23 protein-coding genes are annotated in these 22,172 nt (G+C 72.8%); 14 read left to right on the forward strand and 9 right to left on the reverse strand.

Annotated features, from left to right (window positions below):
* Positions 1 to 5 precede the first annotated feature (5 nt).
* Positions 6 to 893, reverse strand: a complete 888-nt coding sequence (locus ABZZ17_RS17920; RefSeq protein ID WP_356877010.1) for a YhjD/YihY/BrkB family envelope integrity protein — start codon at positions 891 to 893, stop codon at positions 6 to 8.
* A gap of 419 nt (positions 894 to 1,312) precedes the next feature.
* Here ABZZ17_RS17920 and ABZZ17_RS17925 point away from each other — a divergent pair, with 419 nt between their 5' ends.
* Complete coding sequence (locus ABZZ17_RS17925; RefSeq protein ID WP_356877012.1) at positions 1,313 to 1,819, forward strand: C40 family peptidase; 507 nt, start codon at positions 1,313 to 1,315, stop codon at positions 1,817 to 1,819.
* Between the two features lie 86 nt (positions 1,820 to 1,905).
* Here ABZZ17_RS17925 and ABZZ17_RS17930 read toward each other — a convergent pair whose 3' ends face one another.
* Together ABZZ17_RS17930 and ABZZ17_RS17935 are read right to left on the reverse strand one after the other, a co-directional pair.
* Positions 1,906 to 2,142 (reverse strand): chaplin, encoded by a 237-nt coding sequence (locus tag ABZZ17_RS17930; RefSeq protein WP_356877014.1) that lies wholly within the window; start codon positions 2,140 to 2,142, stop codon positions 1,906 to 1,908.
* A gap of 188 nt (positions 2,143 to 2,330) precedes the next feature.
* Positions 2,331 to 3,314: an aldo/keto reductase gene (locus ABZZ17_RS17935; RefSeq protein WP_356877016.1), complete on the reverse strand. Its 984-nt coding sequence runs from the start codon at positions 3,312 to 3,314 to the stop codon at positions 2,331 to 2,333.
* A 120-nt stretch (positions 3,315 to 3,434) separates the two neighbouring features.
* Between ABZZ17_RS17935 and ABZZ17_RS17940 the strand changes: the two genes are divergently transcribed.
* Positions 3,435 to 4,025 (forward strand): TetR family transcriptional regulator, encoded by a 591-nt coding sequence (locus tag ABZZ17_RS17940; protein ID WP_356877018.1) that lies wholly within the window; start codon positions 3,435 to 3,437, stop codon positions 4,023 to 4,025.
* A gap of 36 nt (positions 4,026 to 4,061) precedes the next feature.
* Here ABZZ17_RS17940 and ABZZ17_RS17945 read toward each other — a convergent pair whose 3' ends face one another.
* Positions 4,062 to 5,699, reverse strand: coding sequence for a BCCT family transporter (locus ABZZ17_RS17945; protein WP_356877118.1), 1,638 nt, complete (start codon positions 5,697 to 5,699; stop codon positions 4,062 to 4,064).
* Between the two features lie 283 nt (positions 5,700 to 5,982).
* On the opposite strand from ABZZ17_RS17945, the gene ABZZ17_RS17950 reads away from it, so the two are divergent.
* The 8 genes from ABZZ17_RS17950 to ABZZ17_RS17985 all read left to right on the forward strand — a co-directional run bounded on the left by ABZZ17_RS17950 (position 5,983) and on the right by ABZZ17_RS17985 (position 16,343).
* A complete protein-coding gene (locus ABZZ17_RS17950) occupies positions 5,983 to 7,260 on the forward strand; it encodes a ClC family H(+)/Cl(-) exchange transporter (RefSeq protein ID WP_356877020.1) in 1,278 nt (425 codons plus the stop codon).
* Positions 7,261 to 7,308: 48 nt separating this feature from the next.
* Positions 7,309 to 8,640: an ion channel protein gene (locus ABZZ17_RS17955; protein ID WP_356877022.1), complete on the forward strand. Its 1,332-nt coding sequence runs from the start codon at positions 7,309 to 7,311 to the stop codon at positions 8,638 to 8,640.
* Positions 8,641 to 8,782: 142 nt separating this feature from the next.
* On the forward strand, positions 8,783 to 10,267 hold the full coding sequence (locus ABZZ17_RS17960) for an aldehyde dehydrogenase family protein (protein WP_356877024.1): 1,485 nt from the start codon (positions 8,783 to 8,785) through the stop codon (positions 10,265 to 10,267).
* Positions 10,268 to 10,284: 17 nt separating this feature from the next.
* A complete protein-coding gene (locus tag ABZZ17_RS17965) occupies positions 10,285 to 11,856 on the forward strand; it encodes a GMC oxidoreductase (RefSeq protein ID WP_356877026.1) in 1,572 nt (523 codons plus the stop codon).
* Positions 11,853 to 12,932 (forward strand): glycine betaine/L-proline ABC transporter ATP-binding protein, encoded by a 1,080-nt coding sequence (locus ABZZ17_RS17970; RefSeq protein ID WP_356877028.1) that lies wholly within the window; start codon positions 11,853 to 11,855, stop codon positions 12,930 to 12,932. Before ABZZ17_RS17965 ends, ABZZ17_RS17970 begins: the two co-directional genes overlap by 4 nt.
* Positions 12,933 to 12,972: 40 nt before the next feature.
* The gene (locus tag ABZZ17_RS17975; RefSeq protein WP_356877030.1) at positions 12,973 to 15,036 is read left to right on the forward strand and encodes an ABC transporter permease subunit; all 2,064 of its coding nucleotides are present in this window, start codon (positions 12,973 to 12,975) and stop codon (positions 15,034 to 15,036) included.
* A gap of 112 nt (positions 15,037 to 15,148) precedes the next feature.
* Positions 15,149 to 16,030 carry an ABC transporter substrate-binding protein gene (locus ABZZ17_RS17980; protein ID WP_356877120.1) on the forward strand — a complete coding sequence of 294 codons (882 nt, stop codon included), beginning with the start codon at positions 15,149 to 15,151 and terminating at the stop codon, positions 16,028 to 16,030.
* Positions 16,031 to 16,187: 157 nt separating this feature from the next.
* A complete protein-coding gene (locus tag ABZZ17_RS17985) occupies positions 16,188 to 16,343 on the forward strand; it encodes a DUF6131 family protein (protein WP_356877122.1) in 156 nt (51 codons plus the stop codon).
* Between the two features lie 76 nt (positions 16,344 to 16,419).
* On the opposite strand, the gene ABZZ17_RS17990 is transcribed toward ABZZ17_RS17985, so the two are convergent.
* On the reverse strand, positions 16,420 to 16,899 hold the full coding sequence (locus ABZZ17_RS17990; protein WP_356877032.1) for a peroxiredoxin: 480 nt from the start codon (positions 16,897 to 16,899) through the stop codon (positions 16,420 to 16,422).
* Positions 16,900 to 17,150: 251 nt separating this feature from the next.
* Between ABZZ17_RS17990 and ABZZ17_RS17995 the strand changes: the two genes are divergently transcribed.
* From ABZZ17_RS17995 to ABZZ17_RS18005, 3 genes are all read left to right on the forward strand, one after another.
* Positions 17,151 to 18,005 carry a DUF1206 domain-containing protein gene (locus ABZZ17_RS17995; protein ID WP_356877034.1) on the forward strand — a complete coding sequence of 285 codons (855 nt, stop codon included), beginning with the start codon at positions 17,151 to 17,153 and terminating at the stop codon, positions 18,003 to 18,005.
* A gap of 135 nt (positions 18,006 to 18,140) precedes the next feature.
* Positions 18,141 to 18,965 carry a YihY/virulence factor BrkB family protein gene (locus ABZZ17_RS18000; RefSeq protein WP_356877036.1) on the forward strand — a complete coding sequence of 275 codons (825 nt, stop codon included), beginning with the start codon at positions 18,141 to 18,143 and terminating at the stop codon, positions 18,963 to 18,965.
* 156 nt (positions 18,966 to 19,121) lie between these two features.
* Positions 19,122 to 19,592: a DNA starvation/stationary phase protection protein gene (locus ABZZ17_RS18005; RefSeq protein ID WP_356877038.1), complete on the forward strand. Its 471-nt coding sequence runs from the start codon at positions 19,122 to 19,124 to the stop codon at positions 19,590 to 19,592.
* Between the two features lie 157 nt (positions 19,593 to 19,749).
* Here the strand turns inward: ABZZ17_RS18005 and ABZZ17_RS18010 are convergent, their stop codons facing one another.
* From ABZZ17_RS18010 to ABZZ17_RS18025, 4 genes are all read right to left on the reverse strand, one after another.
* The gene (locus tag ABZZ17_RS18010; protein ID WP_356877040.1) at positions 19,750 to 19,977 is read right to left on the reverse strand and encodes a hypothetical protein; all 228 of its coding nucleotides are present in this window, start codon (positions 19,975 to 19,977) and stop codon (positions 19,750 to 19,752) included.
* 16 nt (positions 19,978 to 19,993) lie between these two features.
* On the reverse strand, positions 19,994 to 20,137 hold the full coding sequence (locus tag ABZZ17_RS18015; RefSeq protein WP_356877042.1) for a hypothetical protein: 144 nt from the start codon (positions 20,135 to 20,137) through the stop codon (positions 19,994 to 19,996).
* A 156-nt stretch (positions 20,138 to 20,293) separates the two neighbouring features.
* Entirely contained in the window at positions 20,294 to 20,467 is a 174-nt protein-coding gene (locus ABZZ17_RS18020) for a hypothetical protein (RefSeq protein WP_356877044.1), read from the reverse strand.
* Positions 20,464 to 20,670, reverse strand: coding sequence for a hypothetical protein (locus tag ABZZ17_RS18025; RefSeq protein WP_356877046.1), 207 nt, complete (start codon positions 20,668 to 20,670; stop codon positions 20,464 to 20,466). The genes ABZZ17_RS18020 and ABZZ17_RS18025 overlap by 4 nt, the downstream gene beginning before the upstream one ends.
* Positions 20,671 to 20,818: 148 nt before the next feature.
* Here ABZZ17_RS18025 and ABZZ17_RS18030 point away from each other — a divergent pair, with 148 nt between their 5' ends.
* A complete protein-coding gene (locus ABZZ17_RS18030; protein ID WP_356877124.1) occupies positions 20,819 to 22,162 on the forward strand; it encodes a hypothetical protein in 1,344 nt (447 codons plus the stop codon).
* The last annotated feature ends 10 nt before the right edge of the window (positions 22,163 to 22,172 follow it).

Here is a 22,172-nt window from a genome sequence, read left to right on the forward strand (position 1 = left end):
CCTCGTCATCGGGCCCCCGGGGCGGGGCCGGGCCTGGTCCCGGCTCCGCCCCGGGGGTCTTCCGGGGTTCCGAGCCTGCGGGCGGGGCCCCGTTCGTGGGCCAGTACGTAGCCCAGGGCGATGCAGACGGTGACGACGACGAAGAACCCGATCAGCCACGACAGCATGGCGAAGACCAGCCCCAGGCCGCCGAACTGCTCCAGACTGCGGTCGATGGCGCGGGGCATGTAGAACCGCGATCCCCAGGTGACGATCTGCTCCGCGACGCCGACCAGGACCGCGCCGGGCAGCAGGGGCAGCCACGGCACCCTGCCGCCGAGCAGCAGGTGCTGGGTCCACCACCACAGCAGGGTGCCGCTGATCACGGCGACGAGCGCGCCGACGACACGGCCCGCGCCGAACGCCTCCTGGACCGGCCCCTGGAAGAGCAGGGCGGTCAGCCACACCGCGAGCCAGGCGAGCCACCGCCAGGCGGCGAGGCGCGCTCCGGCCTTGGGCAGGTGCCAGGACCGCTCGCAGGTGGTCTGCAGGGCGCGGCTGCAGGCGGTGGCGGACAGCAGCGTGACGACGATCCCGATCCCGCCGGTGCTGGCGACGGCCGCCGTGTCGCCGGCGGCGTACACCGCGCGGATCTGGTCGAGGGCGGTGTCGGTCATGCCCAGGGTCGTGCTGATCGTCTTGATCAGTTCCTGGCGCATCCAGTCGGGGGCGAGCGCGCCGATGACGAAGAGGGCGGGGATGGCCCCGAGGAAGGCCTGGGCGGCCAGCCGGGTGGCGCAGTCCAGGACGTTGACCCGCGCGAACTGTTCCAGGACCCGCCCGAGGAACGGCGTGTAGGTGCGCATCCAGCCCGGCACCACGAAGCGGCGGGCCGAGAAGCGCGGTCCGGGCACGGTGGCGGCTCCTTCCGGGCGCGGGCGCTCGTCCCGGGCGGCCGCACCTTCCCCGAGAAGGATGCGGGATCGGGCAGGGCGGGGCACGTCGACCGGGCCGGGGCGGGCGGGTCGGGCGGGGCGGGCGGGGCCGCCCGGAGCGTCGCCGAGACCCCCGTCCGGGCCCGGCCGAGCGGCCGTCGAAGCCCCGCCGCTCCCCCGCCGCGGCGCGGCTGAATGACAGCCGCCACCAGTTGTTTTTCCATATGTTCGCGAATTTGTTGCAGAACCGATACATCTGTACCCATGTCCGGACCTGAATTCCGGACGGCTTCGGAGAAAACTGTCGGCCGTTGCGCGCCAGGATCCACATCCGAGAAAGCAGGACCTTCCCAGGTATCCGATCGACCGTCAGTCCATCCGAACGCGGAGGTATCACGATGTCCGTCTGCAGGAACGACTCCCGTAAAGCCCGACAGGCTCTCCGAGTTGTCCGACGCACCGCCGGATTCCGTCCCCCTCGCCTTTTTCTGCTCCTGTGCCTGCTGACCGCGGGCACCCTCGCCGGCCCGGTGTCACCGGCCGGAGCGGCCACGTCGTACGGCGTGAAAGCCGTGGCCGTGGCCGCCTCCAAGGAAGGTGCCCCTTATGCGCGCGGCGCGACGGGACCGAAAAGGTTCGACTGCTCGGGCCTGATGCTGTATTCCTTCCGGAAAGCCGGAAAGAAGCTGCCACGCACCGCGGAGCAGCAGTACGAGCACACCTCACACGTTTCCCGCGACAAACGCGCATTGGGTGATCTGGTGTTCTTCCCGCAGGGCTCCACCGTGGAACACGTGGGCATTTACGCAGGCCACGACAAGATCTGGCACGCGCCCCGTCCGGGCACCCGCGTACGACTGGAACGCATTTGGAGCAATAACGTCCGCTACGGGCGGGCCGGATGACGGAAGGGTGACGGCATGAGGAGGCCCCGGCTCCTCCCGGACCCGCCCGGACGGGGGCGGACGGGAGGAGCCGGGGCCGGGGGGTCTCAGCTGTTGAAGCAGATGTTGCCGGCCGCCGGGTTCAGCGCGCCGATCACGTTCACGCTGTTGCCGCAGATGTTGATCGGTACGTGGACCGGGATCTGGATCAGGTTGCCCGACAGGACGCCGGGCGAGCCCGCCGCGATCCCCTCGGCCTTGGCGTCGGCCGACGCCGCCGACGCACCGCCCAGGACCGCCATGCCGACCACCAGGGCGAGACCCGCACTCTTCCACACTCGCATCACGCGTACATCTCCTCGCAACTGCCGTGACGGCGCACCGGTGCGCCGCACGGCCCCGAGCCGGGGCCGTCTCCCTCTCATCGGCAGCATGCGGCCGCACCGCCCCTCCCGGAGCGGGCGGTTCCCTCGAAGGAGTGCCGCTCCGCCCCTGATCGGCCGTACGGTCCGCGCCGTGCGCCCGGGACCCGTCAGCCGTTCAGGCCCTTCATCAGCTCGGGGGCGTAGCGGTCGCCGGAGGCCACGCCCAGCGGGGCCACGGCGTCGATGCGGGCGAGGTCCGCGTCGGAGAGCTCCACGGCGGTGGCGGCGACGTTCTCCTCCAGGTACCGGCGGCGCTTGGTGCCCGGGATGGGCACCGCGCCCTGGCGCAGCGTCCAGGCCAGGGCGAGCTGCGAGGGGGTGACGCCCTTCTCGGCGGCGAGGCTGCGGAGCAGGTCGACAACGGCCAGGTTGCGGTCGAAGTTCTCACCCTGGAAGCGGGGGTCCGTGCGGCGGAAGTCGTCGGCCGCGAAGTCCTCGGGGCTGGTGACGGCGCCGGAGAGGAAGCCGCGGCCGAGCGGCGAGTAGGCGACGAGGCCGATGCCCAGCTCGTCGAGGGCGGCGCGGACGCCGTCCTGCTCGATGCCGCGCTCGAAGAGGCTGTACTCCGTCTGCACGGCGGCGAGGGGGTGCACGGCGTGGGCGCGGCGGATGGTCGCCGGCGCGGCCTCGCACAGACCGATGTGGCGGACCTTGCCGGCGGCGACGAGCTCCGCCATGGCCCCGACGCTCTCCTCCACGGGGACCTGCGGGTCGATGCGGTGGAGGTAGTAGAGGTCGATGTGGTCGGTGCCCAGGTGGCGCAGGGACCGGTCGGCCGAGCTGCGGATGTACTCCGGGGTGGCGTTGTGGCCGCGGAAGGAACCTTCGTCGGTGAACTCGACGCCCGTCTTCGTGGCGACGACAGCGGATTCCCTGCGGCCCGCGAGGGCCCTGCCGAGCAGCTGTTCGTTGAGGAAGGGGCCGTAGCCCTCGGCGGTGTCCATCAGGGTGACGCCCAGTTCCAGGGCCCGGTCGATGGTGGCGAGCGACTCGGTGTCGTCGGTGGCGCCGTAGTGGGCGCTCATTCCCATCAGGCCGAGTCCTTCGGCGCCGACCTTCAGGCCCTGGCCGCCCAGTGCGCGCATCTCCACGGTGTTCTCCTCGGGGTGTCCGGTGCGTGAGCAAGTAAGTAACTAACTGGATAGGTCAACCATGCACATCCTCATCGCGGGATGTCAATAACCAGATAGTTACTTGCTAGGCTGCCCCGTATGGCAAGGGACTCCAGCGCAACCAAGGCACGGCTGCTCGACGCGGCCTTCTCCGAGTTCGCGACCTACGGCATCGCCGGAGCGCGCGTCGACCGGATCGCCGAGGCGGCCCAGGCGAACAAGCGGCTCATCTACGTGTACTTCGGCAACAAGGAACAGCTCTTCGACGTCGTGCTCCAGCGGGCGCTGGAGGCCGGCTCGGAGACGGTTCCCTTCACCGCCGAGGACCTGCCCGGGTACGCGGGCGCGGTCTTCGACCACCTCGTCGAGCGGCCGGACCTGATGCGGCTCGTGCTGTGGAAGCAGCTGGAGCGCCCGGGCTCCGCGCCCGCGGAGGCGGAATCGTACGCCGCGAAGATCGCGGTGGTGGAGCGGGCGCAGCGGGCCGGGCGGATCGACGCGGCGATCGACCCCGTCGACCTCCTCGTGCTGGTCATGGGCCTGTCGCAGGCCTGGTTCGGCGCCGTGGGCGGGCCGGCAGCCGGGGACGCGGGCACGGGCTGGCCGGCCGAGCTGCTGGCCCGCCACCGCGCGGCCGTCGTGGAGGCCGTCCGCCGTATGACGGCGCCGCCGGCCGCCCCGGCCGCCTGAGGACGCCCGGGGCGGCCGGGGCGCGTCGGCGACGCTCTACGGCCCTTCCTCCAGCGGGGACGGCCTGGCGTCGTCCGGTTCCGGTCCGGTGCCCGGCCCGATGCGGATCTCGAAGTGTCCGTCGTACTCCTCGTGGCCCGCGACCACCGCCTGGGCGACGGCCTCGTCGCCGCGCTCCCCGCGGACGATCAGCGGGTCCCGGCGCAGGTCGCGCATGAGCGCCACGCACATGCCGATCATCACGACGGTGAACGGGGCCGCCACGAGGATGGTCAGGTTCTGCAGTCCGGCGAGCGCGTCCCCCTTGCCGTTGCCGATGAGCAGCATGACGGCCGCGACGGCCCCCGTGACCACGCCCCAGAAGACGACGACCAGCCGGGCCGGCTCGAAGGTGCCCTTCTGCGACAGCGTTCCCATCACGATGGACGCGGCGTCCGCTCCGGACACGAAGAAGATGCCGACGAGGACCATCACCAGCAGGCTCATCACGGTGGGGATCGGGAACTGCTGGAGCAGCCCGAAGAGCTGCCCCTCCGGCGTGGTCTCGCCGCCGAGCCGGCCGCCCTCCTGGAGCTTCATCGCCGTACCGCCGAAGACCGCGAACCACACCAGGCTGACGCTGCTCGGGACGAGGATGACCCCGCCGATGAACTGGCGGATCGTGCGGCCGCGGCTGATGCGGGCGATGAACATGCCGACGAACGGCGTCCAGGAGATCCACCACGCCCAGTAGAAGACGGTCCAGCTGCCCAGCCAGGTGGCGACCTCTCCGGTGCCGGTGGCCTCCGTGCGGCCGATGAGCTGCGGCAGGTCGCCGAGGTAGGCGCCCAGGGAGGTGGGGAGCAGGTCGAGCACGATGATCGTCGGGCCGGCGACGAACACGAAGACGGCCAGCACGAGGGCGAGCACCATGTTGATGTTCGACAGCCACTGGATGCCGCGCTCGACGCCGGAGACCGCGGAGGCCACGAACGCGACGGTGAGCACGGCGATGATGCCGACCAGGAGTGCGGTGCTGACCGTCTCCATCCACCCCAGTTCCTGGAATCCGCTGCCGATCTGCAGGGCACCCAGGCCCAGGGAGGCGGCCGAGCCGAAGAGGGTGGCGAAGATGGCCAGGATGTCGATGACCCGGCCCGCCGCGCCGTGGGCGTGCCGTTCGCCGATGAGCGGCTCGAACACGGCGCTGATCGTCTGGCGGCGGCCGCGCCGGAACGTGCTGTAGGCGATGGCGAGCCCGACGACGGCGTAGATCGCCCAGGGGTGGAGCGTCCAGTGGAAGAGGGTCGTCGCCATCGCCGTCTGCATGCGTTCGGCGGAGTCGACGGGGTGGGTGCCGGGCGGCGGCTTCCCGTAGTGGGCCAGGGGCTCGCTCACGCCGTAGAACATGAGCCCGATGCCCATGCCGGCGCTGAACATCATCGCGACCCAGGACACGGTGCGGAACTCGGGCCCCTCGTCCTCGCGGCCGAGGCTGATGCGTCCGTAGCGGCTGATCGCGAGCCACAGCGCGAAGACGACGAAGCCGGTGGCGGCGAGCATGAAGGCCCAGCCGCCGTTGTGGATGAGCCCCTTGAGCAGACTGCTCGACACGCTTTCCAGCGAGTCGGTGGCGATGGCGCCCCAGAGCACGAAGGCGAGGGTCAGGACCGCCGTGACGCCGAAGACCACCATGTCCGTACGGGAGCGGGGGCCGGCCGGTGGATCTTTCGACAACGAAGTCCCCTTTCACGCGTGACCCCGTGGGCCGCGGGCACGCAGGAACGTTTGCGTGGATACCTGACTTATCACGCATCAGCCGATGAACCGGGCTCATTCCGCCGTCGTGAGCCACTGCGCCCGGCCGTTGGCCCAGTCGGGGCGGGTTTCGGCGCGGCCGCCCCGATGTCCGGTGCGGCGCGGCGGGCGCGGGTCAGTCTCTGACCGACGGGAACCACGGCTCGGCGGAGGTCTGCGCATGCCCGGTGCTCCCCGCGGCACGGCGGCCCTCTACCTCGTCGGGGCGCTCGCCGGCTGCCTCGTGGGGCTGGTCGGCGGGAGCTTCCGCTGGTGCCTGGAGCAGGCCGCCGAGCTGCGCGGCGAACTGCTGGACACCTCGCAGCGCCTCGGGGCCGCCGGCTGGCTGCTCCCGGTCGCGCTCGCGGCGACGGGCGCCGCCCTCGGCTGCGCGATCGCCCGGCGGGTCCCGACGGCCGCCGGGAGCGGCATCCAGGACGTCGAGGCCGTGTGGCGCGGGGAACGGGAACCGCAGCCGCTGCGGCTGCTGCCGGCGAAGTTCGTGGGCGGTCTGCTCGCCATGGGGTCGGGCCTGCTGCTCGGCCGTGAGGGCCCTACGGTGCACATGGGCGCGGTGATCGGCGCGGAGGCGGGGCGCCGCACGCGGATGAGCGCGCCGGACGTCACCCTGCTGCACACCTCACTGGCCGGGGCCGGGCTCGCGGTGGCCTTCGGCGCCCCCCTCGGCTCGGTGGTGTTCGTCTGCGAGGAGGTCACGAGGACGGTCAGGCCCCGCCTGGTCCTGCTCACCCTCATCGGCAGTGCTACGGCCACCGGATGCGCGCAGTGGATGCTGGGCGACCGGCCGGTCTTCGCGATGCCCGGCCCGGCCACCCCGTCCGTCGCCCTGCTGCCGCTGTTCCTGCTGTTCGGAGCGGCCACGGGCGCACTGGGGGCGGGCTACAACCGGCTCGTCGTCGGCACGCTGGCCTTCTGTGACGGGGTCACCCGGGTGGGGCCGGTCGCCCGGGCGGCCGCGATCGGGGCCGTCGTGGGCCTGCTGCTCGGCATCGACCCCTGGCTGGCCGGCGGCGGGGAGGAGCTGGGCGCGCGCCTGCTGGGCGGCGAGGTACCGGTGGTCACCGTACTCGCGGGGTACCTGGTGGTGCGGTTCGTGGCCGGTCCGCTGAGCTACGCGGCCGGTACGCCGGGCGGGCTGTTCGCTCCCGTACTGGCGCTGGGCGCCCTGTGGGGAGCGCTCGTACAGGGTCTCGCGGCGCCCGCGTTCCTGGACGGGACCGGCGCGGCGGCGTTCGCCGTCGTCGGTATGGCGGCGCTGTTCTCGGCGGTCGTGCGGGCGCCCGTCACGGGCATCGTGCTCGTGGTCGAGATGACCGGGGCGACGTCGCTGCTCGTTCCGCTGCTCGCCGCCTGTTTCGCCGCGACGCTGACGGCGGACCGGATGGGGAGCGTGCCGGTCTACGACAGCCTGCGGCTGCGCATGGCGCGGAACTCCTGATCCCGGGGACAGGACCCGCAGCAGTGTACCGATTTGACAGGTTTCAGGATGATTTCCCGTTACGTTGATCCGGTGACCGCCCCCGCGCAGCCCGCCGCGCCCCCGCCGGCCTCCCCCGCCAGGGACCTGCTCCCCCTCGTCCTGCCGGCCCTCGTGGTCGGCGTGGGCACCAGCCTGTCGCTGATCGCCGTGAGCGAGGCGTCCGACCTGCTGAAGGACCTCCTGTGGGAGACCCTGCCCGACGCGATCGGGATCGGCCCCTGGTCCGTCGCCTGGATGCTGACGGTCCTGACGGCGACCGGCCTCGCCGTCGGCCTCGTGGTGTGGAAGGTCCACGGGCACGCCGGGCCGGACCCGGCCACCACCGGTCTGGTGGACCCCCCGCTGCCGCCCGCGGTGGTCCCCGGCCTGCTGCTGGCGAGCGCCCTGGCCCTCGCGGGCGGCGTGAGCCTGGGTCCGGAGAACCCGATCACCGCCGCCAACATCGCCCTCGCCTTCTGGCTGGGCCGGCGGTTCATGCCCGCGGGCCCGCCGCAACTGTGGGTGGCGCTGGCCGCGGCGGGCACCGTCGGAGCGCTGTTCGGCACCCCGGTGGCCGCCGTGCTGATCCTCACCGAGTCGATGGTGTCCGCGCCCCGGCAGCCCGCGGCCGCCCCGGGCGGGCGGCCGCCCACCCTGTGGGACCAGCTCTTCGCCCCGCTGATCGCCGCGGGGGCGGGCGGACTGACGAGCAGGTTGCTGGAGGCCCCGCAGTTCGGGCTGCCCCTGCCCCCGCTGAAGGGACCGCACTGGCCCGACCTGGTCGCCGCGCTGGTGGTCTCCTCGGTGGCGGCGGTCATCGCCCTGGCCGCCGTCTACGCGTTCCCGTACGTCCACCGCGCCTTCCACCTGCTGCCGCACCCGGTGCTCGCGCTGACCCTGGGCGGGGTGGCGCTCGGTCTGCTCGGGGCACTCGGAGGCCGGCTCACCCTCTTCAAGGGCCTGGACCAGATGGGCGAGCTGGCCGCCGATCCGGGTGCGCACTCGGCCGGATCGCTCGTCCTGATGACGGTGGTGAAGCTGGCCGCGGTCCTGGTGGCCTGCGGGTCCGGGTTCCGGGGCGGCCGGATCTTCCCGTCCATCTTCGCGGGCACCGCCCTCGGCTTCGCGGTGACCGGCCTGGTGCCCTCGGTGCAGCCGGCCGTCGCGGTGACCTGCGCGGTGGTCGGGGTGCTGCTGGCCGTCACCCGGCAGGGCTGGCTCAGCCTGTTCGCCGCGGCGATCCTCGCCCCGGATCCGGGTCTGCTGCCGCTGCTGTGCGTGGCGCTGCTGCCGGCCTGGCTGCTGGTGAGCGGGCGTCCGCAGATGCAGCTGGACGGCTCGGGCGTCGCCCTGCGCTGACCGGGCCGCCGCCCGCCGGCCGCGTGATGCCCGTCACTTCCAGTGACGGATGGGACATGACCTCCGGGGCAGGGGGCATGCGCGGACCTTGCCAGCTCATCGCGGGTCCGCCGCGGTGGCACAAGCGGAGGTACAGCGCGTCGTGTCGGAGCAGAAGACCATCTACACAGCCGGGACATGGCGGTCCGCGGCCTCGGGAGCGACCAGGGAGATCCTCGACCCGGCCGACGGCTCCGTCCTCGCCGTGGTCTCCGAGGGCGGCACCGCCGACGCCGACGCGGCCGTGAGCGCCGCCCGTGCCGCCTTCGACCGCGGCCCGTGGCCCACCACGCCGGCCGCCGAGCGGGCCGCGCTCCTGCACCGCACGGCCGACCTGCTCCGCCGGGACCGCGAGCGCATCGGCCTCATGGAGAGCCTGGACGCCGGCAAGACCCTCGAAGAGGGCCGCACGGACGTGGACTGCGTCATCGACGCCTTCCGCTACTTCGCCGGCCTCGTCGCCGCCGAGGACCCGGGCCGGGTCGTGGACGCCGGTACCCCCGACGTGCACAGCGTCGTCGTCCACGAACCGGTCGGGGTCTGCGCCCTCATCACGCCGTGGAACTACCCGCTGCTCCAGGCGAGCTGGAAGGTCGCACCGGCGCTCGCGGCGGGCAACACCCTCGTCATCAAGCCGAGCGAGATCACCCCGCTGACCACCGTGGCGCTCCTGGAACTGCTGGCGGAGGCGGGCCTGCCCGACGGGGTGGCCAACCTGGTCACCGGAGCGGGCGACCCGGCCGGCGCGCGCCTCGCCGCCCATCCCGACGTCGACCTGGTCTCCTTCACCGGCGGACTCGTCAGCGGTACCAAGGTCATGCGCGCGGCCGCCGACACCGTCAAGAAGGTCGCACTCGAACTCGGCGGCAAGAACCCGAACGTCGTCTTCGCCGACGCCTGCGCCACCGAGGAGGGCTTCGACACCGCCGTCGACCAGGCCCTCAACGCCGCCTTCATGCACAGCGGCCAGGTCTGCTCGGCCGGTTCGCGCCTGATCGTCGAGGAGTCGCTGCGCGAGCGGTTCGTCACGGAGCTCGCCCGCCGGGCCGAGCGGATCCGCCTCGGCCGCGGCACCGACCCGGGCGTCGAATGCGGCCCGCTCGTCTCCGCCGCGCAGCGCGAGCGGACCGAGTCCTACGTCGCCGGCGCGCTCGCCGAGGGCGCCGTGCTCCGCGCCGGCGGCGAACGCCCCGACGGACCCGGCTACTTCTACCGGCCCACCGTCCTCGACCGCTGCCACCGGCGCATGCGCGTGGTGCGCGAGGAGGTCTTCGGGCCGGTGCTGACCGTGGAGACCTTCCGCAGCGAGGAGGAGGCCGTGGCCCTCGCCAACGACACCGAGTACGGGCTCGCCGGCGGCGTCTGGACGGCGGACGCGGGCCGCGCCCGCCGGGTCGCCGGCCGGCTGCGGCACGGCACCGTCTGGATCAACGACTTCCACCCCTACCTGCCGCAGGCGGAGTGGGGCGGCTTCGGGAAGTCCGGCGTCGGCCGCGAGCTCGGCCCGTCCGGGCTGGCGGAGTACCGCGAGACCAAGCACGTGTACCAGAACCTCGCCCCGCGCCCCGTGCGCTGGTTCGCGGGCTGAAGGAGTCAGGAGAGCACATGACCACCCCCCACACCCATGCCCGGCCGGCGGCCGCAGAGGCCGCGCCCGTCCAGGAGTACGACTACGTCGTCGTCGGCGGCGGCACCGCCGGATCGGTGATCGCCTCCCGGCTGACCGAGGACCCGGACGTCACCGTCGCCGTCATCGAGGGCGGCCCCAGCGACGTCGACCGCCCCGAGGTACTGACGCTGCGCCGCTGGATGGGCCTGCTCGGCGGCGAACTCGACTACGACTACCCCACCACCGAGCAGCCGCGCGGCAACTCGCACATCCGGCACAGCCGGGCCCGCGTCCTCGGCGGCTGCTCCTCGCACAACACCCTCATCGCCTTCAGGCCGCTCCCCTCCGACTGGGACGAATGGTCGGAGGCGGGCGCCGAAGGGTGGCACGCGGCGGCCATGGACCCGTACTTCGACCGGCTCCTCAACAACATCGTGCCGGTGGACGAGGCGGACCGTAACGCCATCGCCCGCGACTTCGTGGACGCCGCCCAGGACGCTCTGGGGGTTCCGCTCGTCGAGGGGTTCAACAAGAAGCCGTTCCACGAGGGCGCCGGGTTCTTCGACCTCGCCTACCACCCGGAGACCAACAAGCGGTCCTCGGCCTCGGTGGCGTACCTGCACCCGGTGATGGACGGGCGGCCCAACCTGAGGATCCTGCTGGAGACCTGGGCGTACCGCCTGGAGCTGGACGGCACGCGGGTGCGCGGCGTCCACGTGCGGGCCGCGGACGGCACGCAGTCGCTGGTCACGGCCCGCCGCGAGGTGGTGGTGTGCGCGGGCGCCGTGGACACCCCGAGGCTGCTGCTGCATTCCGGCATCGGCCCGCGCGCCGACCTCGAAGCCCTCGGCATCCCCCCGGTCCACGACCTGCCCGGCGTCGGCGAGAACCTCCTCGACCACCCGGAGTCCGTGATCGTCTGGGAGACGGACGGGCCGATACCCGAGAACTCGGCGATGGACAGCGACGCCGGCCTGTTCGTGCGGCGCGACCCGGACTCCCCCGGGCCCGACCTGATGTTCCACTTCTACCAGATCCCGTTCACCGACAACCCGGAGCGGATCGGCTACGAACGCCCGGCGCACGGGGTCTCGTTGACGCCCAACATCCCCAAGCCCCGCAGCCGCGGCCGCCTCTACCTGACCAGCGCGGACCCCGAGGTCAAACCCGCCCTCGACTTCCGCTACTTCACGGACGAGGACGACTACGACGGCAGGACCCTGGTGGACGGCATCAAGCTGGCCCGCCGGATCGCCGCGACCGAGCCGCTGGCCGGATGGCTGCGCCGCGAGGTGTGCCCGGGCCCCGACGTCACCGACGACGAGGCGCTCAGCGCGTACGCCCGCTCGGTCGCGCACACCGTCTACCACCCCGCGGGCACCTGCAAGATGGGCGCTGCGGACGACCGGGACGCCGTGGTGGGCCCGGACCTGAAGGTGCGGGGCCTCGACGGCATCCGCATCGCGGACGCCTCCGTCTTCCCGACGATGCCCGCGGTCAACCCGATGATCGGAGTCCTCATGGTGGGCGAGAAGGCCGCCGAGCTGCTGGGCGGTGAGGTCCGGTGACCACCACCGCTCCCGATACCGCCGCCGCGCCCGTCTTCGGGGTCCAGGGCCTGTGGAAGGTCTTCGGCCCCTCGCGCAAGGCCGCCCGCGTCCCCGGATCCGAGGACGCCGCGCTGCCCGCCGCCGAGCTGCGCGAGCGGACCGGCTGCACGGCCGCCGTCCGCGACGTCACCTTCGACGTCCGCAAGGGCGAGGTGTTCGTCGTGATGGGCCTGTCCGGATCGGGCAAGTCCACCCTCGTGCGCTGTCTGACCCGGCTGATCGAGCCCACGGCCGGATCGCTCGCCATCGACGGCGAGGACGTCCTCGCCATGGATCCGGGCCGGCTGCGCGAACTGCGCCGCCACCGGGCCGCCATGGTCTTCCAGCACTTCGGGCTGCTGCCGCACCGCACGGTCCTGGACAACGTCGCCTACGGCCTGGAGATCCAGGGCATGGGCCGCAGCGGCCGTCGCGCCCGGGCCGCCGAGATGGTGGCCAAGGTCGGCCTCGAAGGGCTTGAGGGCCGCCGGCCCGGCCAGCTGTCCGGAGGCCAGCAGCAGCGCGTCGGCCTCGCCCGCGCGCTGGCCGCCGACCCCGAAGTGCTGCTGTTCGACGAACCGTTCAGCGCCCTCGACCCGCTGATCCGGCGCGAGATGCAGGAGGAGGTGGCCCGGCTCCACCACGAGGAGGGCCGCACGATGGTCTTCATCACCCACGACCTGGCGGAGGCGCTGCGCCTCGGCGACCGGATCGCGCTGATGCGCGACGGCCGCATCGTCCAGGTCGGCACCCCCGAGGAGATCGTGGGCTCCCCCGCCGACGACTACGTACGGGACTTCGTCCGCGACGTGCCGCGCGAGCAGGTGCTCACCGTGCGCAGCGCGATGCGGCCCGCCACGGACGGCGAGGACAGCCGCGGGCCGGCGCTCGCGCCCGCCACCACCGTGGTCGAGGCCATCGAGGCCGTCGCCCGCAGCGGCGGACCCGCGCGGGTCGTCGACCACGGCCGGTGCCTGGGCGTCGTCGACGACGCGGCACTGCTCGCGGTGGTGGCCGGCCTGCCGTCCCCGGCCGGGCGGGGGGTGGCGGCATGACGCGCCGAAGCCGCCGGACCGGCACCGGGAGGTGGGACGGATGACCACGACGACCAGACCCGTACGGGAGTCCGGCCGCCGGGAGCGCCCCGCCAGCCCGGACCGGCCGGGCGGGGGCGGGCCCGCCGCCCGCCCCGGTAGCGGCCCCGCCGCATCCCGGACCGGCCGCCTCCGGGCGGCGCTGCTGCGCCACCGCGCCGGCCGCAGGGTCCTGCCCCTCGCCGTCGCCGCGCTGGTGCTGATCCCCCTCGCGGTCCTCTTCCCCGGCTCCGGGAGCTGGCCGGCGGCCCTGTCCGTCGACCTGTCCGGCCCCCTCGGCCGGGCCGGCGACTGGATCGTGGACAACCGGGACGGCCACCCGCTCTTCCTGTACTTCTTCGGGCACGTCAGCAATGTCGTCGTGGTGTCCGTCCGGGCCGTGTACGTCGTCCTGCTCGCGGCGGGCTGGACCGGTGTCACCGCCCTGGCCGGACTCGTCGCCCTGCGCCTGGCCGGCCTGCGGCTCGCCGTGACCTGCGTGGCGGCCTTCGCCGCGTGCGGGCTCCTCGGCATGTGGGTGCCGACGATGCAGACCCTCGCGCTGATGGTCGTGGCCGTCGCCGTGTCCGTCGTGGTCGGCGCCCTGCTCGGCCTGGCCGCCGGGCTGTCGCCGCGCGCCGACCGCGCGCTGCGGCCGGTCCTGGACACCATGCAGGTGCTGCCCGCGTTCGCCTACCTGCTGCCGATGGTGCTGGTCTTCGGCATCGGCGTGCCCGCCGCGGTCCTGGCGACCGTGGTGTACGCCGCCCCGCCGATGGCCCGGCTCACCGCGCTGGGCCTGCGCGAGGCGGACGCCGGGGTACTGGAGGCCGCGGCCTCCCTCGGCGCGACCGGCCGCCAGCGGCTGTTCACCGCACGGCTCCCGCTGGCCCGCCGGCAGCTCCTGCTCGGCGTCAACCAGGCCATCATGATGGCCCTGTCCATGGCCGTCATCGCCTCGGTGATCGGCGCGGGCGGCCTCGGCGACCGCGTCTACCAGGCCCTCGCCTCCGTCGACGTCGGAGCGGCGCTCGCCGCCGGCATCCCCATCGTGCTGCTCGCCGTGGTCCTCGACCGGACCACCGACGCGGCGGGCCGCCGGCTGGGCAGCGCCCCGGTTCCCCCGGAGGAACAGCCCCTGCTGCGCCGTGTGTTCGCCGGCTGGTACGGGCGACTGCTCACGGTCCTCGCGGCCGTCGCCGCGGCGGTCGTGGGCCACATGGCCGGCACCACCCAGTGGCCCGGGTCGTGGAGCGTGACGATCGCGGAGCCCGTCAACCGGGCGGTCGCCTGGATGACCGACCACCTCTACTCCGGGGTGCCCGTGGTCGGCGGCACCGCCGACTGGGCGGCCCGGTTCACCGGCTGGATCCTCGACCCGCTGCGCGGCGGGCTCCAGGCCGCACCCTGGTGGGCGCTCCTGCTGCTGACCGGCGCGATCGGCGTCCTCGTGGGCACCTGGCGGACCGCGCTGACCGCGGTCCTCGCGCTCGCCGCGATCGGCGTCCTCGGGGTGTGGGAGCCCTCCCTCGACACCCTCTCGCAGGTGCTGGCGGCCGTCGCCGTCACCCTCGTGCTCGGTTTCGCGATCGCCGTGGGCGCCGCCCGCAGCCCCCGCGTCGAACGTCTGCTGCGCCCGGTGCTCGACGTGTGCCAGACCATGCCGCAGTTCGTCTACCTGATCCCGGTGGTCGCGCTGTTCGGCGTCGGACGGGCACCCGCCGCGGCCGCGGCCGTCGTGTACGCGCTGCCCGCCGTCGTCCGCATCACCACGTCGGGGCTGCTGGAAGTGAGTCCGGCGGTCGTGGAATCGGCGCGTTCGCTGGGCGCGACCGGCTCGCAGCAGCTCCGTCAGGTCCAGCTGCCCCTGGCACGGCCCGCGTTGCTGCTGGCGGTGAATCAGGCGGTGGTCCTCGTACTCGCCGTCGTCATCATCGGCGGTCTGGTGGGCGGCGGCGCGCTCGGCTACGACGTCGTCCTCGGCCTCGCCCAGGGCGACCTGGCCACCGGTCTGGTCGCCGGCGCCGCGATCGTCTGCCTCGGCCTGATGCTCGACCGCGTCACCCAGCCCGCGAAGGAGGCCTGACATGAACGACCTCACCCACCACGGCCCCGGCCGGCGCCGGGGCCGGCGGGCCGTCGCCGCGTTCGCCGCCGGTACGGCCCTCGCCGTGCTCACCGGCTGCGGCGCGGCCGACATGACCCGCCAGGCCTCCCCGTACGCCGCCGCGCAGGGCGCGAAGACCGTCACCCTGTCCGTCCAGTCCTGGGTCGGCGCCCAGGCGAACACCGCCGTCGCCGCCTACCTCCTCGAACACGAGCTGGGCTACCGCGTCGACACCGTGCAGGTGGACGAGGTCCCCGCGTGGGACGCGCTCAGCCAGGGCCGGGTCGACGCGATCCTGGAGGACTGGGGCCACCCCGAGCAGGAGAAGCGGTACGTCGAGGAGAAGAAGACGATCACCCCGGGCGGCGACCTCGGCGTCACCGGTCACATCGGCTGGTTCGTGCCGACGTACTTCGCCGAGGAGCATCCGGACGTCACCGACTGGAAGAACCTCGACAAGTACGCCGACCGGCTCGGCACCGCGGAGAGCCGTGGCAAGGGGCAGCTGATGGACGGCTCCCCCTCGTACGTCACGAACGACAAGGCACTGGTGAAGAACCTCGGCCTGGACTTCGAGGTCGTCTTCGCCGGCTCCGAGGCCGCGCAGATCACCCAGATCAAGCAGTTCGCGAAGGAGCGCAAGCCGTTCCTGACCTACTGGTACAAGCCCCAGTGGCTCTTCGAGCGGGTCCCGATGACGGAGGTGAAGCTGCCCGAGTACAAGGAGGGCTGCGACGCCGACCCGGAGAAGGTGGCCTGCGCCTACCCGCACACCCCGCTCCAGAAGTACCTGAACGCGCGCTTCGCGGAGCGGGGCGGTGCCGCGGCCGCCTTCCTGAAGAAGTTCCGCTGGACGGTCGAGGAGCAGAACGAGGTGTCCCTGATGATCGCCGAGGAGAAGCTGGCGCCCGAGGCGGCGGCGAAGAAGTGGGTCGAGCGCAACGAGAGCACCTGGCGGCAGTGGGTCGACTGATGCGGGAGGGGCCGGTGTGGTGGGCCGTCCGGGGGGTGCGGCGATCCGGGGGTGTGCGGGTGCCGATTGCGGGTAGGCGCAGCACGTGATCACCTCCGTGACCGCTCCGGACGTGTCCACCACCCGGAAGAAGCATCAAGAGAAATCGGAGGGCAACATGATCGTCATCGGCCTCATTCTGCTCATCATCGGCTTCGTCACCGGCATCAGCATCCTGTGGACCATCGGCTTGATCCTCCTCGTCGTCGGGGCCATCCTGTGGATCGTGGGAGCCATGGGGCACGCCGTCGGCGGACGCAAGCACTACTGGTAGGGACCGGGGCGTCACGGACCAGTCCTCCGTGGAGCGCGGCGGCCGGCGCCGGGTGCCGGCCGCCGCGCACGCGCGCCTACCGGATGCCGGCCAGGTGCCTGCCGAGGACTTCGGGCGCGGGGAACGTCGCGCCCACCGCGCCGACGCGCTTCCAGTGGAGCCTGCCGTCGGGCGCGACGATGAACACGGAACGGCGCAGCCCGATCAGCGGGGCGTCGATGCCGAAGGCCCGCGCGACGGTGCGTCCGGGGTCGGCGAGCAGCGGAATGCGCAGGTCGCGGTCGCGGGCGAAGCGTTCGTGGCTGTCGACGTCCTGCGGGCTGATGCCCCAGACGGTCGCGCCGGACGTCCGGAGCGCGTCGAGGCCGTCGGAGTACGAGCACAGCTGTCTGGTGCAGACGGGCGTGTTGTCGCCGGGGTAGAACGCGAGGACCACGGGCTTTCCGCGCTGCTCGCCCAGCGAGTAGTCGGAGCGTTCGAAGCGGTCCTCTCGCAGGACTCCCCCGGGCAGGGAGAAGTCGCCCACGATGTCCCCCACTGCGGGAGTACGGCCCATGGCGGTGGTTCCTTCCGTCGTCGGTGACGCGTCGCGGTCGGTGGCGCGTCACACCGGCCGCCATTGTCCGTGCCGGGACGGCCGTAGGGTACCCGCGAGTACGGTCGCCCGCATGCCCGGACCCCGGTGACACCGCCCCGACACCCCACTGACACCGCTCCGGCGCTCCGTCCAGGGTCACTCCTGCTGTTCCGTCAACTCGCCCATCGGGCCCAAGGATGCGGCGGTCGTCCCCGGGTAAGCGCGGGAGCATGTCATCCTTCGTACGCTCACTCACCCGCCCCGGGAACCGCTCGCGGTCGGCCCGGGCCGCCGGCAGCCGTGCCGTCGAGACGGGGGCCCGCTGCGGATTCGTCGCACGCGGGGTCATCTACGCACTGGTGGGCGTCCTGGCCCTGCGGATCGCCTTCGCCGACGACGGCGGCGACCGGCAGGCGGACCGGGGCGGGGCCCTGGCGGAAGTCGCCGGGCAGCCGTTCGGCAACGTCCTGCTGTGGCTGATCGGCATCGCCCTGGCCGGCATGGCCCTCTGGAGGCTGTCGGAAGCCCTGTTCGGGCAGGCCGGTGAAGACGGCACCGAACCGGGCAAGCGCGCCCTGTCCGCCGCGCGCTGCGTCTTCTACGGCGTCGTCTCCTTCTCCGTACTGGCCTACGCGGCCGGGTCCGGGGACAGTGGCAGCGGCTCCTCCGACCAGCAGTCCGACGATGTGACGGCCACCGTGATGGGCTGGCCGGCGGGCCAGTGGATCGTCGTGGCGGCGGGCGCCGCCCTGGCGGGCGCGGGCGTGTGGATCATGGTTCAGGCCGCCCGGCGGAGCTTCCGCAAGCACCTGAAGTCGGGGCGGATGACGCCCGGGACGCGGCGCGCCGTCGACGTGCTCGGCGTCGTCGGCGGCATCGCCCGCGGTGGGGCGTTCGCCGCCGCCGGCGGGTTCGCCGTCGCCGCCGGGGTCCGGCACGAGCCCGGGCGGGCCAGGGGGATGGACGACACCCTGCGGTCCTTCGCCGAGACGCCCGCCGGGCCCTGGCTGCTGGGCGTCATGGCCGTGGGGCTCGTCGCGTTCGGCGCGTTCTCGTGGGCCTCGGCCCGCTGGCGCGAGATCTGAACGGCCGTGCCTCCAGCGGCGCGGACCCGGCCCCCCGGCTCCCCACGGTCCTCTTTTCCCTCCTTCTCCTCTCTTCCCTCTTCCCCCTCCGGCTCCGCCCGCTCCGCCGGCCCGTTCGGCGGCCGGCTCCGCGCCGTGCTGCGCGGCACCGCCGTCCGGGGCTGGAACGACAACCTCGCCGACTGCGCCGCCGCCCTCACCTACTACTCCGTCCTGGCGCTGCTGCCCGCCCTGCTGGTGGCCGTCTCCCTGTACGGCCTGGCGGGGGCGGCGACCCGCGAGCGGGTCGTCTCGGGCCTGACCTCCTACCTGCCGCACCAGTCCGCGGAACTGCTCCGCGAGGTCCTGACCGGCCTGGCCGACTCGCACACCTCCACCTGGGCCCTGCTGATCAGCGGACTGCTCAGCGCGCTGTGGTCGGCGTCCAGCTACCTGGCGGTGTTCCGCCGGGCCCTGCACGCCATGCACCGCGTGCCCGACACCCGGCCGCCCCTGCGCACCGCGCACACCATCGTCTTGACCGCGCTGGCCCTGCTCGCCCTCCTGCTGGCGGGGGCCGCGCTGCTGCTGCTGTCCGGCCCGGCGGCGCGCGGGCTGTCGCGGATGCTGGGGCACGACGTGAGCGGTGCGTGGACGTTCGCCCGCTGGCCGGCCCTGCTGGTCGTGGTGACGGCCCTCGTCCTGGTGCTGTTCCGCACGGGCCCGAAGCCGGCGGCCTCCGGCCGGACCCGGCGGGGCCTGCCGGGGGGTGTACTGGCCGCGCTGCTGTGGCTGGGCGCGTCCCTGCTGTTCACCCTGTACAGCGAGAGCGGTCTGGGCGGCTACAGCCGCCTGTACGGATCCCTGGCCGGGCTCGTGGTCTTCCTGGTCTGGCTGTGGCTCGCGAACCTTTCGCTGCTCGTCGGCGCGCAGTTCAACGCGGAACTCCAGCGCGGCGGGGATCACCCGCCGGGACCGTAGGCGCCTCCGGCGTACACCGAATGACGGGATCCTGGCCGTTTCCTCCCGACTCAGACGGGTAGGCGAGGGTCTGACCGAGACAACGTGCTCGTCGACGGCACGCCCCGGAGTGGCAGGGGGCCCGCCGTCGGCGACATCGCGAAGTGGAGACCCCCAGTGGCCATCGTGAAGAGCTCCCTCAAGGACGCCGACCTGAAGATCGTGGGCGAAGCCCTGCAAGGCGCCCTGGTGGACCTCGTCGACCTCTCTCTCGTCGCCAAGCAGGTGCACTGGAACGTCGTGGGCCCGCGCTTCCGCTCGGTCCACCTCCAGCTCGACGAGGTCGTCACCTCGGCCCGCACCCACTCCGACGTGGTGGCCGAACGCGCCTCCGCCCTCGGCGTGGCCCCCGACGGCCGCGCCGCCACGGTGGCGTCGACCAGCGCGATCGCCGGCGTGCCGGAGGGCTGGGTGAAGGACGTGGACGCGGTACGGATCATCGTGGACGCCCTCGCCGCGGTGATCACCCGCATGCGCGAGCGCATCCAGTCCACCGGCGACGCCGACCCCGTCACCGAGGACATCCTGATCGGCCTGACGGGCGACCTGGAAAAGCACCACTGGATGTTCCAGGCCGAAAGCGCCTGAGCCCAAACCCCCTGAGCCGGCCACTGCCGGCCCACCCCGAGGCCCCGACCGCCCAACACCGGCCGGGGCCTCGGCGTGTCCGACGCCACCGTTTGGGTACTGGCGCAAAATCACCGCCGGCGCAGCGTTGTCGCGCTCCAGCTGGGCCTGCGGAGCGTCAGGCCGGGGTGTGAGCCTTCTCGGTGGAGCCGCCGCCCTGGCAGGCCAGGCACGGCTCGCTGTACACGACGCGCTGCTCGCCGTCGATGAGGATCGTGCGCCGGATGCCGCGGCACGCGGCGCACCCTCTCACCTCAGTGCGGCGCCGCGGAACGTTGCCCTTGCGGCGCAGCTCCCGAAGGTGGTTGATCAGCGGTCCGTGATCAGGGCTCTCCCACGAGGTCATGACCCGTCAGCGTAGCTCAGTCGGCCCCCGCCAGAGCGCGGCGTCGACGGCGAAGCACTGCCTGCCCGATGTCCGGGTTGTTGCTGCCGACCGTCGCGGCGACGGCCTCGAACTCGGCGCGGGTGATGAGGATGCGGGGGTCCTGAATGGTGAGGGTCATGGTGCCTCCAGCGTTTTCAGGGACGGGGTTTTCGGGCCGGACTGGCAGGGCGGCGGTACGGGCGTGGACAGGCTTCTCCCTGGGTCGTGTGCAGGACGGTGCGGAGTGGGGGACCCGGCCGTCTGTGCTGCGCCGTGACCACAGGCGGCCGGGAGTTCAGCTGCCGCGCTCGCGCTCGGCCTGGCGGATCGGCTTGCACTTCGGGTCGTTCGCCCAGTGCCGGTGCTGATCCGGCCGGGCTCCGGACATCGAGTGGCCGGTGACCGTCTCGAAGTCGGCGTCGAGCGGCCGCTGGCAGCGCGCGCAGATACGGCCGGCGGGGGCGGTCATACCGCCTCGATGTTGTCGACGAGGGTCGAGAACTCGCAGCCGGACGGGAGGCGGACGTAGGCGAGGTCCATCCAGTGCTCGATGGCCGTGTCCGACACGTTCTCGTGGATGACTGCCATGAGCTCGCCCTCGGCTCCGGACGCGATGTCCCGAACCTGTTTGCGCAGGAGCGCGTGCGGGACGTACTCGTACACCTCGGCCATCAGCCTGGCTCCCTACCATCGTCAGCGGCCGGGACAACTCCCGTTCGCTCGTTGATCCGTATGAAGAGAGAACCGCAGTGACCCCCTCCGGGAGTACCGTTGAAGGGTCGGAGAAGTATGCAAGCCATGCACTTGTCGGGAGTTGCACATGGCGCACCACTCACGGACACCCAACGCGGGTCTGAGAACCCTCCTTGAGCAGGCCGGATGGTCCCGCTCTCAGCTGGCCCTGATCGTCAACCGCATCGGCGCGGAAGCGGGACTCGCCCTCCAGTACGGGCAGCCGGCCGTTTCCCAGTGGGTCGCCGGACATCAGCCCCGGGCACAGGTCAGAGCCGTTCTGATCGAGGCGTTCGAACGGAAGCTGGGCCGGCCAGTCACCTACGCCGAGGCGGGCCTCACTCCGCCCCCCACCGTCGAAGAGGCGGACACTGTCCGGGATCTCGTAGACCTCGGAAGGGCCGACATGGATCCCTCACGGCGCCGCATCATCGCGGCCGGCGTCTTCTCCGCCGCACTCGCCATCCCCCTGTTCCCCACGCTCGCGCGGGCTGACAGCCCCGACCCCATACGGCCAGGGAAGGCCACGACCCGCGTGGGCCAGGCGCAGGTGGCCGCCATCGAGACGATGACGGACCGGATCGCCTACATCCTCGACGAACTCGGGGCCGGGCACGCCCGCCCGATGGCCGCCGCGTTCCTCGTCAACACGGTGGGGCCCTGGCTGAAGGCGGAGGCTGCGGCCCCCGTTCGCCGGAGCATGCTCGCGGCGGCCTCGGACCTCGTCTACCTCACGGGGTGGATGGCCATGTATGAACGCCAGCACCGCCTCGGGCAGGACTACTACGTGTCGGCGCTCAAATTGGCCGGGGAGGCGGAGGAGCACGTCACGTACTGCCGGACCCTTCGTGGGATGTCCCTCCAGGCGTCGAATCTCGGCTACGGGCGGCGCGCTCTGGAGCTGGCCGACTCCGCGGCCGAGGCTGCCCCGGCCGCCGGGTCTCGTCTCGTGGCGTTCCTGCGCGGTCAGCAGGCGCACAGCGCGGCCATGGTGGGTGACCAGCGGCAGGCGTTCGCCCGGCTGCGGGAGGCAGAGGCGGCGCTGGCGCGCGCGGACGACCGGCGGGAGAGCGTCGGCGGGTACGACCGCACCGCCTATCTGTTCCACGTTGCGCACGTGCAGAACGAGACCAAGGACATTCCCGGCTCAGTGCGCACGCTGCGTGAGTCGATCCGCGTCCAGCCGGCCAACGAGAGGCAGGGCCGACTCCACGCCTACGGGCTCCTCGCGCAGCGGCAGTTGACCATCGGCCATGTCGAGGCAGCGTGCGAGTCGTGGGGTCGGTTCCTGGACGATTACGAGGCCCTGTCGTCCGCGCGGGGTGACGAGCACTTCGAGGTCATGAACCTCCGGCTCCGGCCGCACGGTGCGGTTCGTGCCGTACGTGACCTGCGTGAGCGTGCCCAGCTGGTCGGCGCGTTGAAGGGGTGACGTGGAGGTG

The organism is Streptomyces sp. NPDC006512, from assembly GCF_040611935.1.
GTDB lineage: Bacteria > Actinomycetota > Actinomycetes > Streptomycetales > Streptomycetaceae > Streptomyces.

Bases quoted from the DNA above. Each gene is read 5' to 3' on its own strand.
- ABZZ17_RS17925 (WP_356877012.1), top strand. From the start codon at position 1,313: ATGTCCGTCTGCAGGAACGACTCCCGTAAAGCCCGACAGGCTCTCCGA.
- ABZZ17_RS17930 (WP_356877014.1), bottom strand. From the start codon at position 2,142: ATGCGAGTGTGGAAGAGTGCGGGTCTCGCCCTGGTGGTCGGCATGGCG.
- ABZZ17_RS17940 (WP_356877018.1), top strand. From the start codon at position 3,435: ATGGCAAGGGACTCCAGCGCAACCAAGGCACGGCTGCTCGACGCGGCC.
- ABZZ17_RS17945 (WP_356877118.1), bottom strand. From the start codon at position 5,699: ATGGTGGTCTTCGGCGTCACGGCGGTCCTGACCCTCGCCTTCGTGCTC.
- ABZZ17_RS17950 (WP_356877020.1), top strand. From the start codon at position 5,983: ATGCCCGGTGCTCCCCGCGGCACGGCGGCCCTCTACCTCGTCGGGGCG.
- ABZZ17_RS17955 (WP_356877022.1), top strand. From the start codon at position 7,309: ATGATTTCCCGTTACGTTGATCCGGTGACCGCCCCCGCGCAGCCCGCC.
- ABZZ17_RS17965 (WP_356877026.1), top strand. From the start codon at position 10,285: ATGACCACCCCCCACACCCATGCCCGGCCGGCGGCCGCAGAGGCCGCG.
- ABZZ17_RS17975 (WP_356877030.1), top strand. From the start codon at position 12,973: ATGACCACGACGACCAGACCCGTACGGGAGTCCGGCCGCCGGGAGCGC.
- ABZZ17_RS17980 (WP_356877120.1), top strand. From the start codon at position 15,149: ATGACCCGCCAGGCCTCCCCGTACGCCGCCGCGCAGGGCGCGAAGACC.
- ABZZ17_RS17985 (WP_356877122.1), top strand. From the start codon at position 16,188: ATGATCGTCATCGGCCTCATTCTGCTCATCATCGGCTTCGTCACCGGC.
- ABZZ17_RS17990 (WP_356877032.1), bottom strand. From the start codon at position 16,899: ATGGGCCGTACTCCCGCAGTGGGGGACATCGTGGGCGACTTCTCCCTG.
- ABZZ17_RS17995 (WP_356877034.1), top strand. From the start codon at position 17,151: ATGTCATCCTTCGTACGCTCACTCACCCGCCCCGGGAACCGCTCGCGG.
- ABZZ17_RS18010 (WP_356877040.1), bottom strand. From the start codon at position 19,977: ATGACCTCGTGGGAGAGCCCTGATCACGGACCGCTGATCAACCACCTT.
- ABZZ17_RS18015 (WP_356877042.1), bottom strand. From the start codon at position 20,137: ATGACCCTCACCATTCAGGACCCCCGCATCCTCATCACCCGCGCCGAG.
- ABZZ17_RS18020 (WP_356877044.1), bottom strand. From the start codon at position 20,467: ATGACCGCCCCCGCCGGCCGTATCTGCGCGCGCTGCCAGCGGCCGCTC.
- ABZZ17_RS18025 (WP_356877046.1), bottom strand. From the start codon at position 20,670: ATGGCCGAGGTGTACGAGTACGTCCCGCACGCGCTCCTGCGCAAACAG.
- ABZZ17_RS18030 (WP_356877124.1), top strand. From the start codon at position 20,819: ATGGCGCACCACTCACGGACACCCAACGCGGGTCTGAGAACCCTCCTT.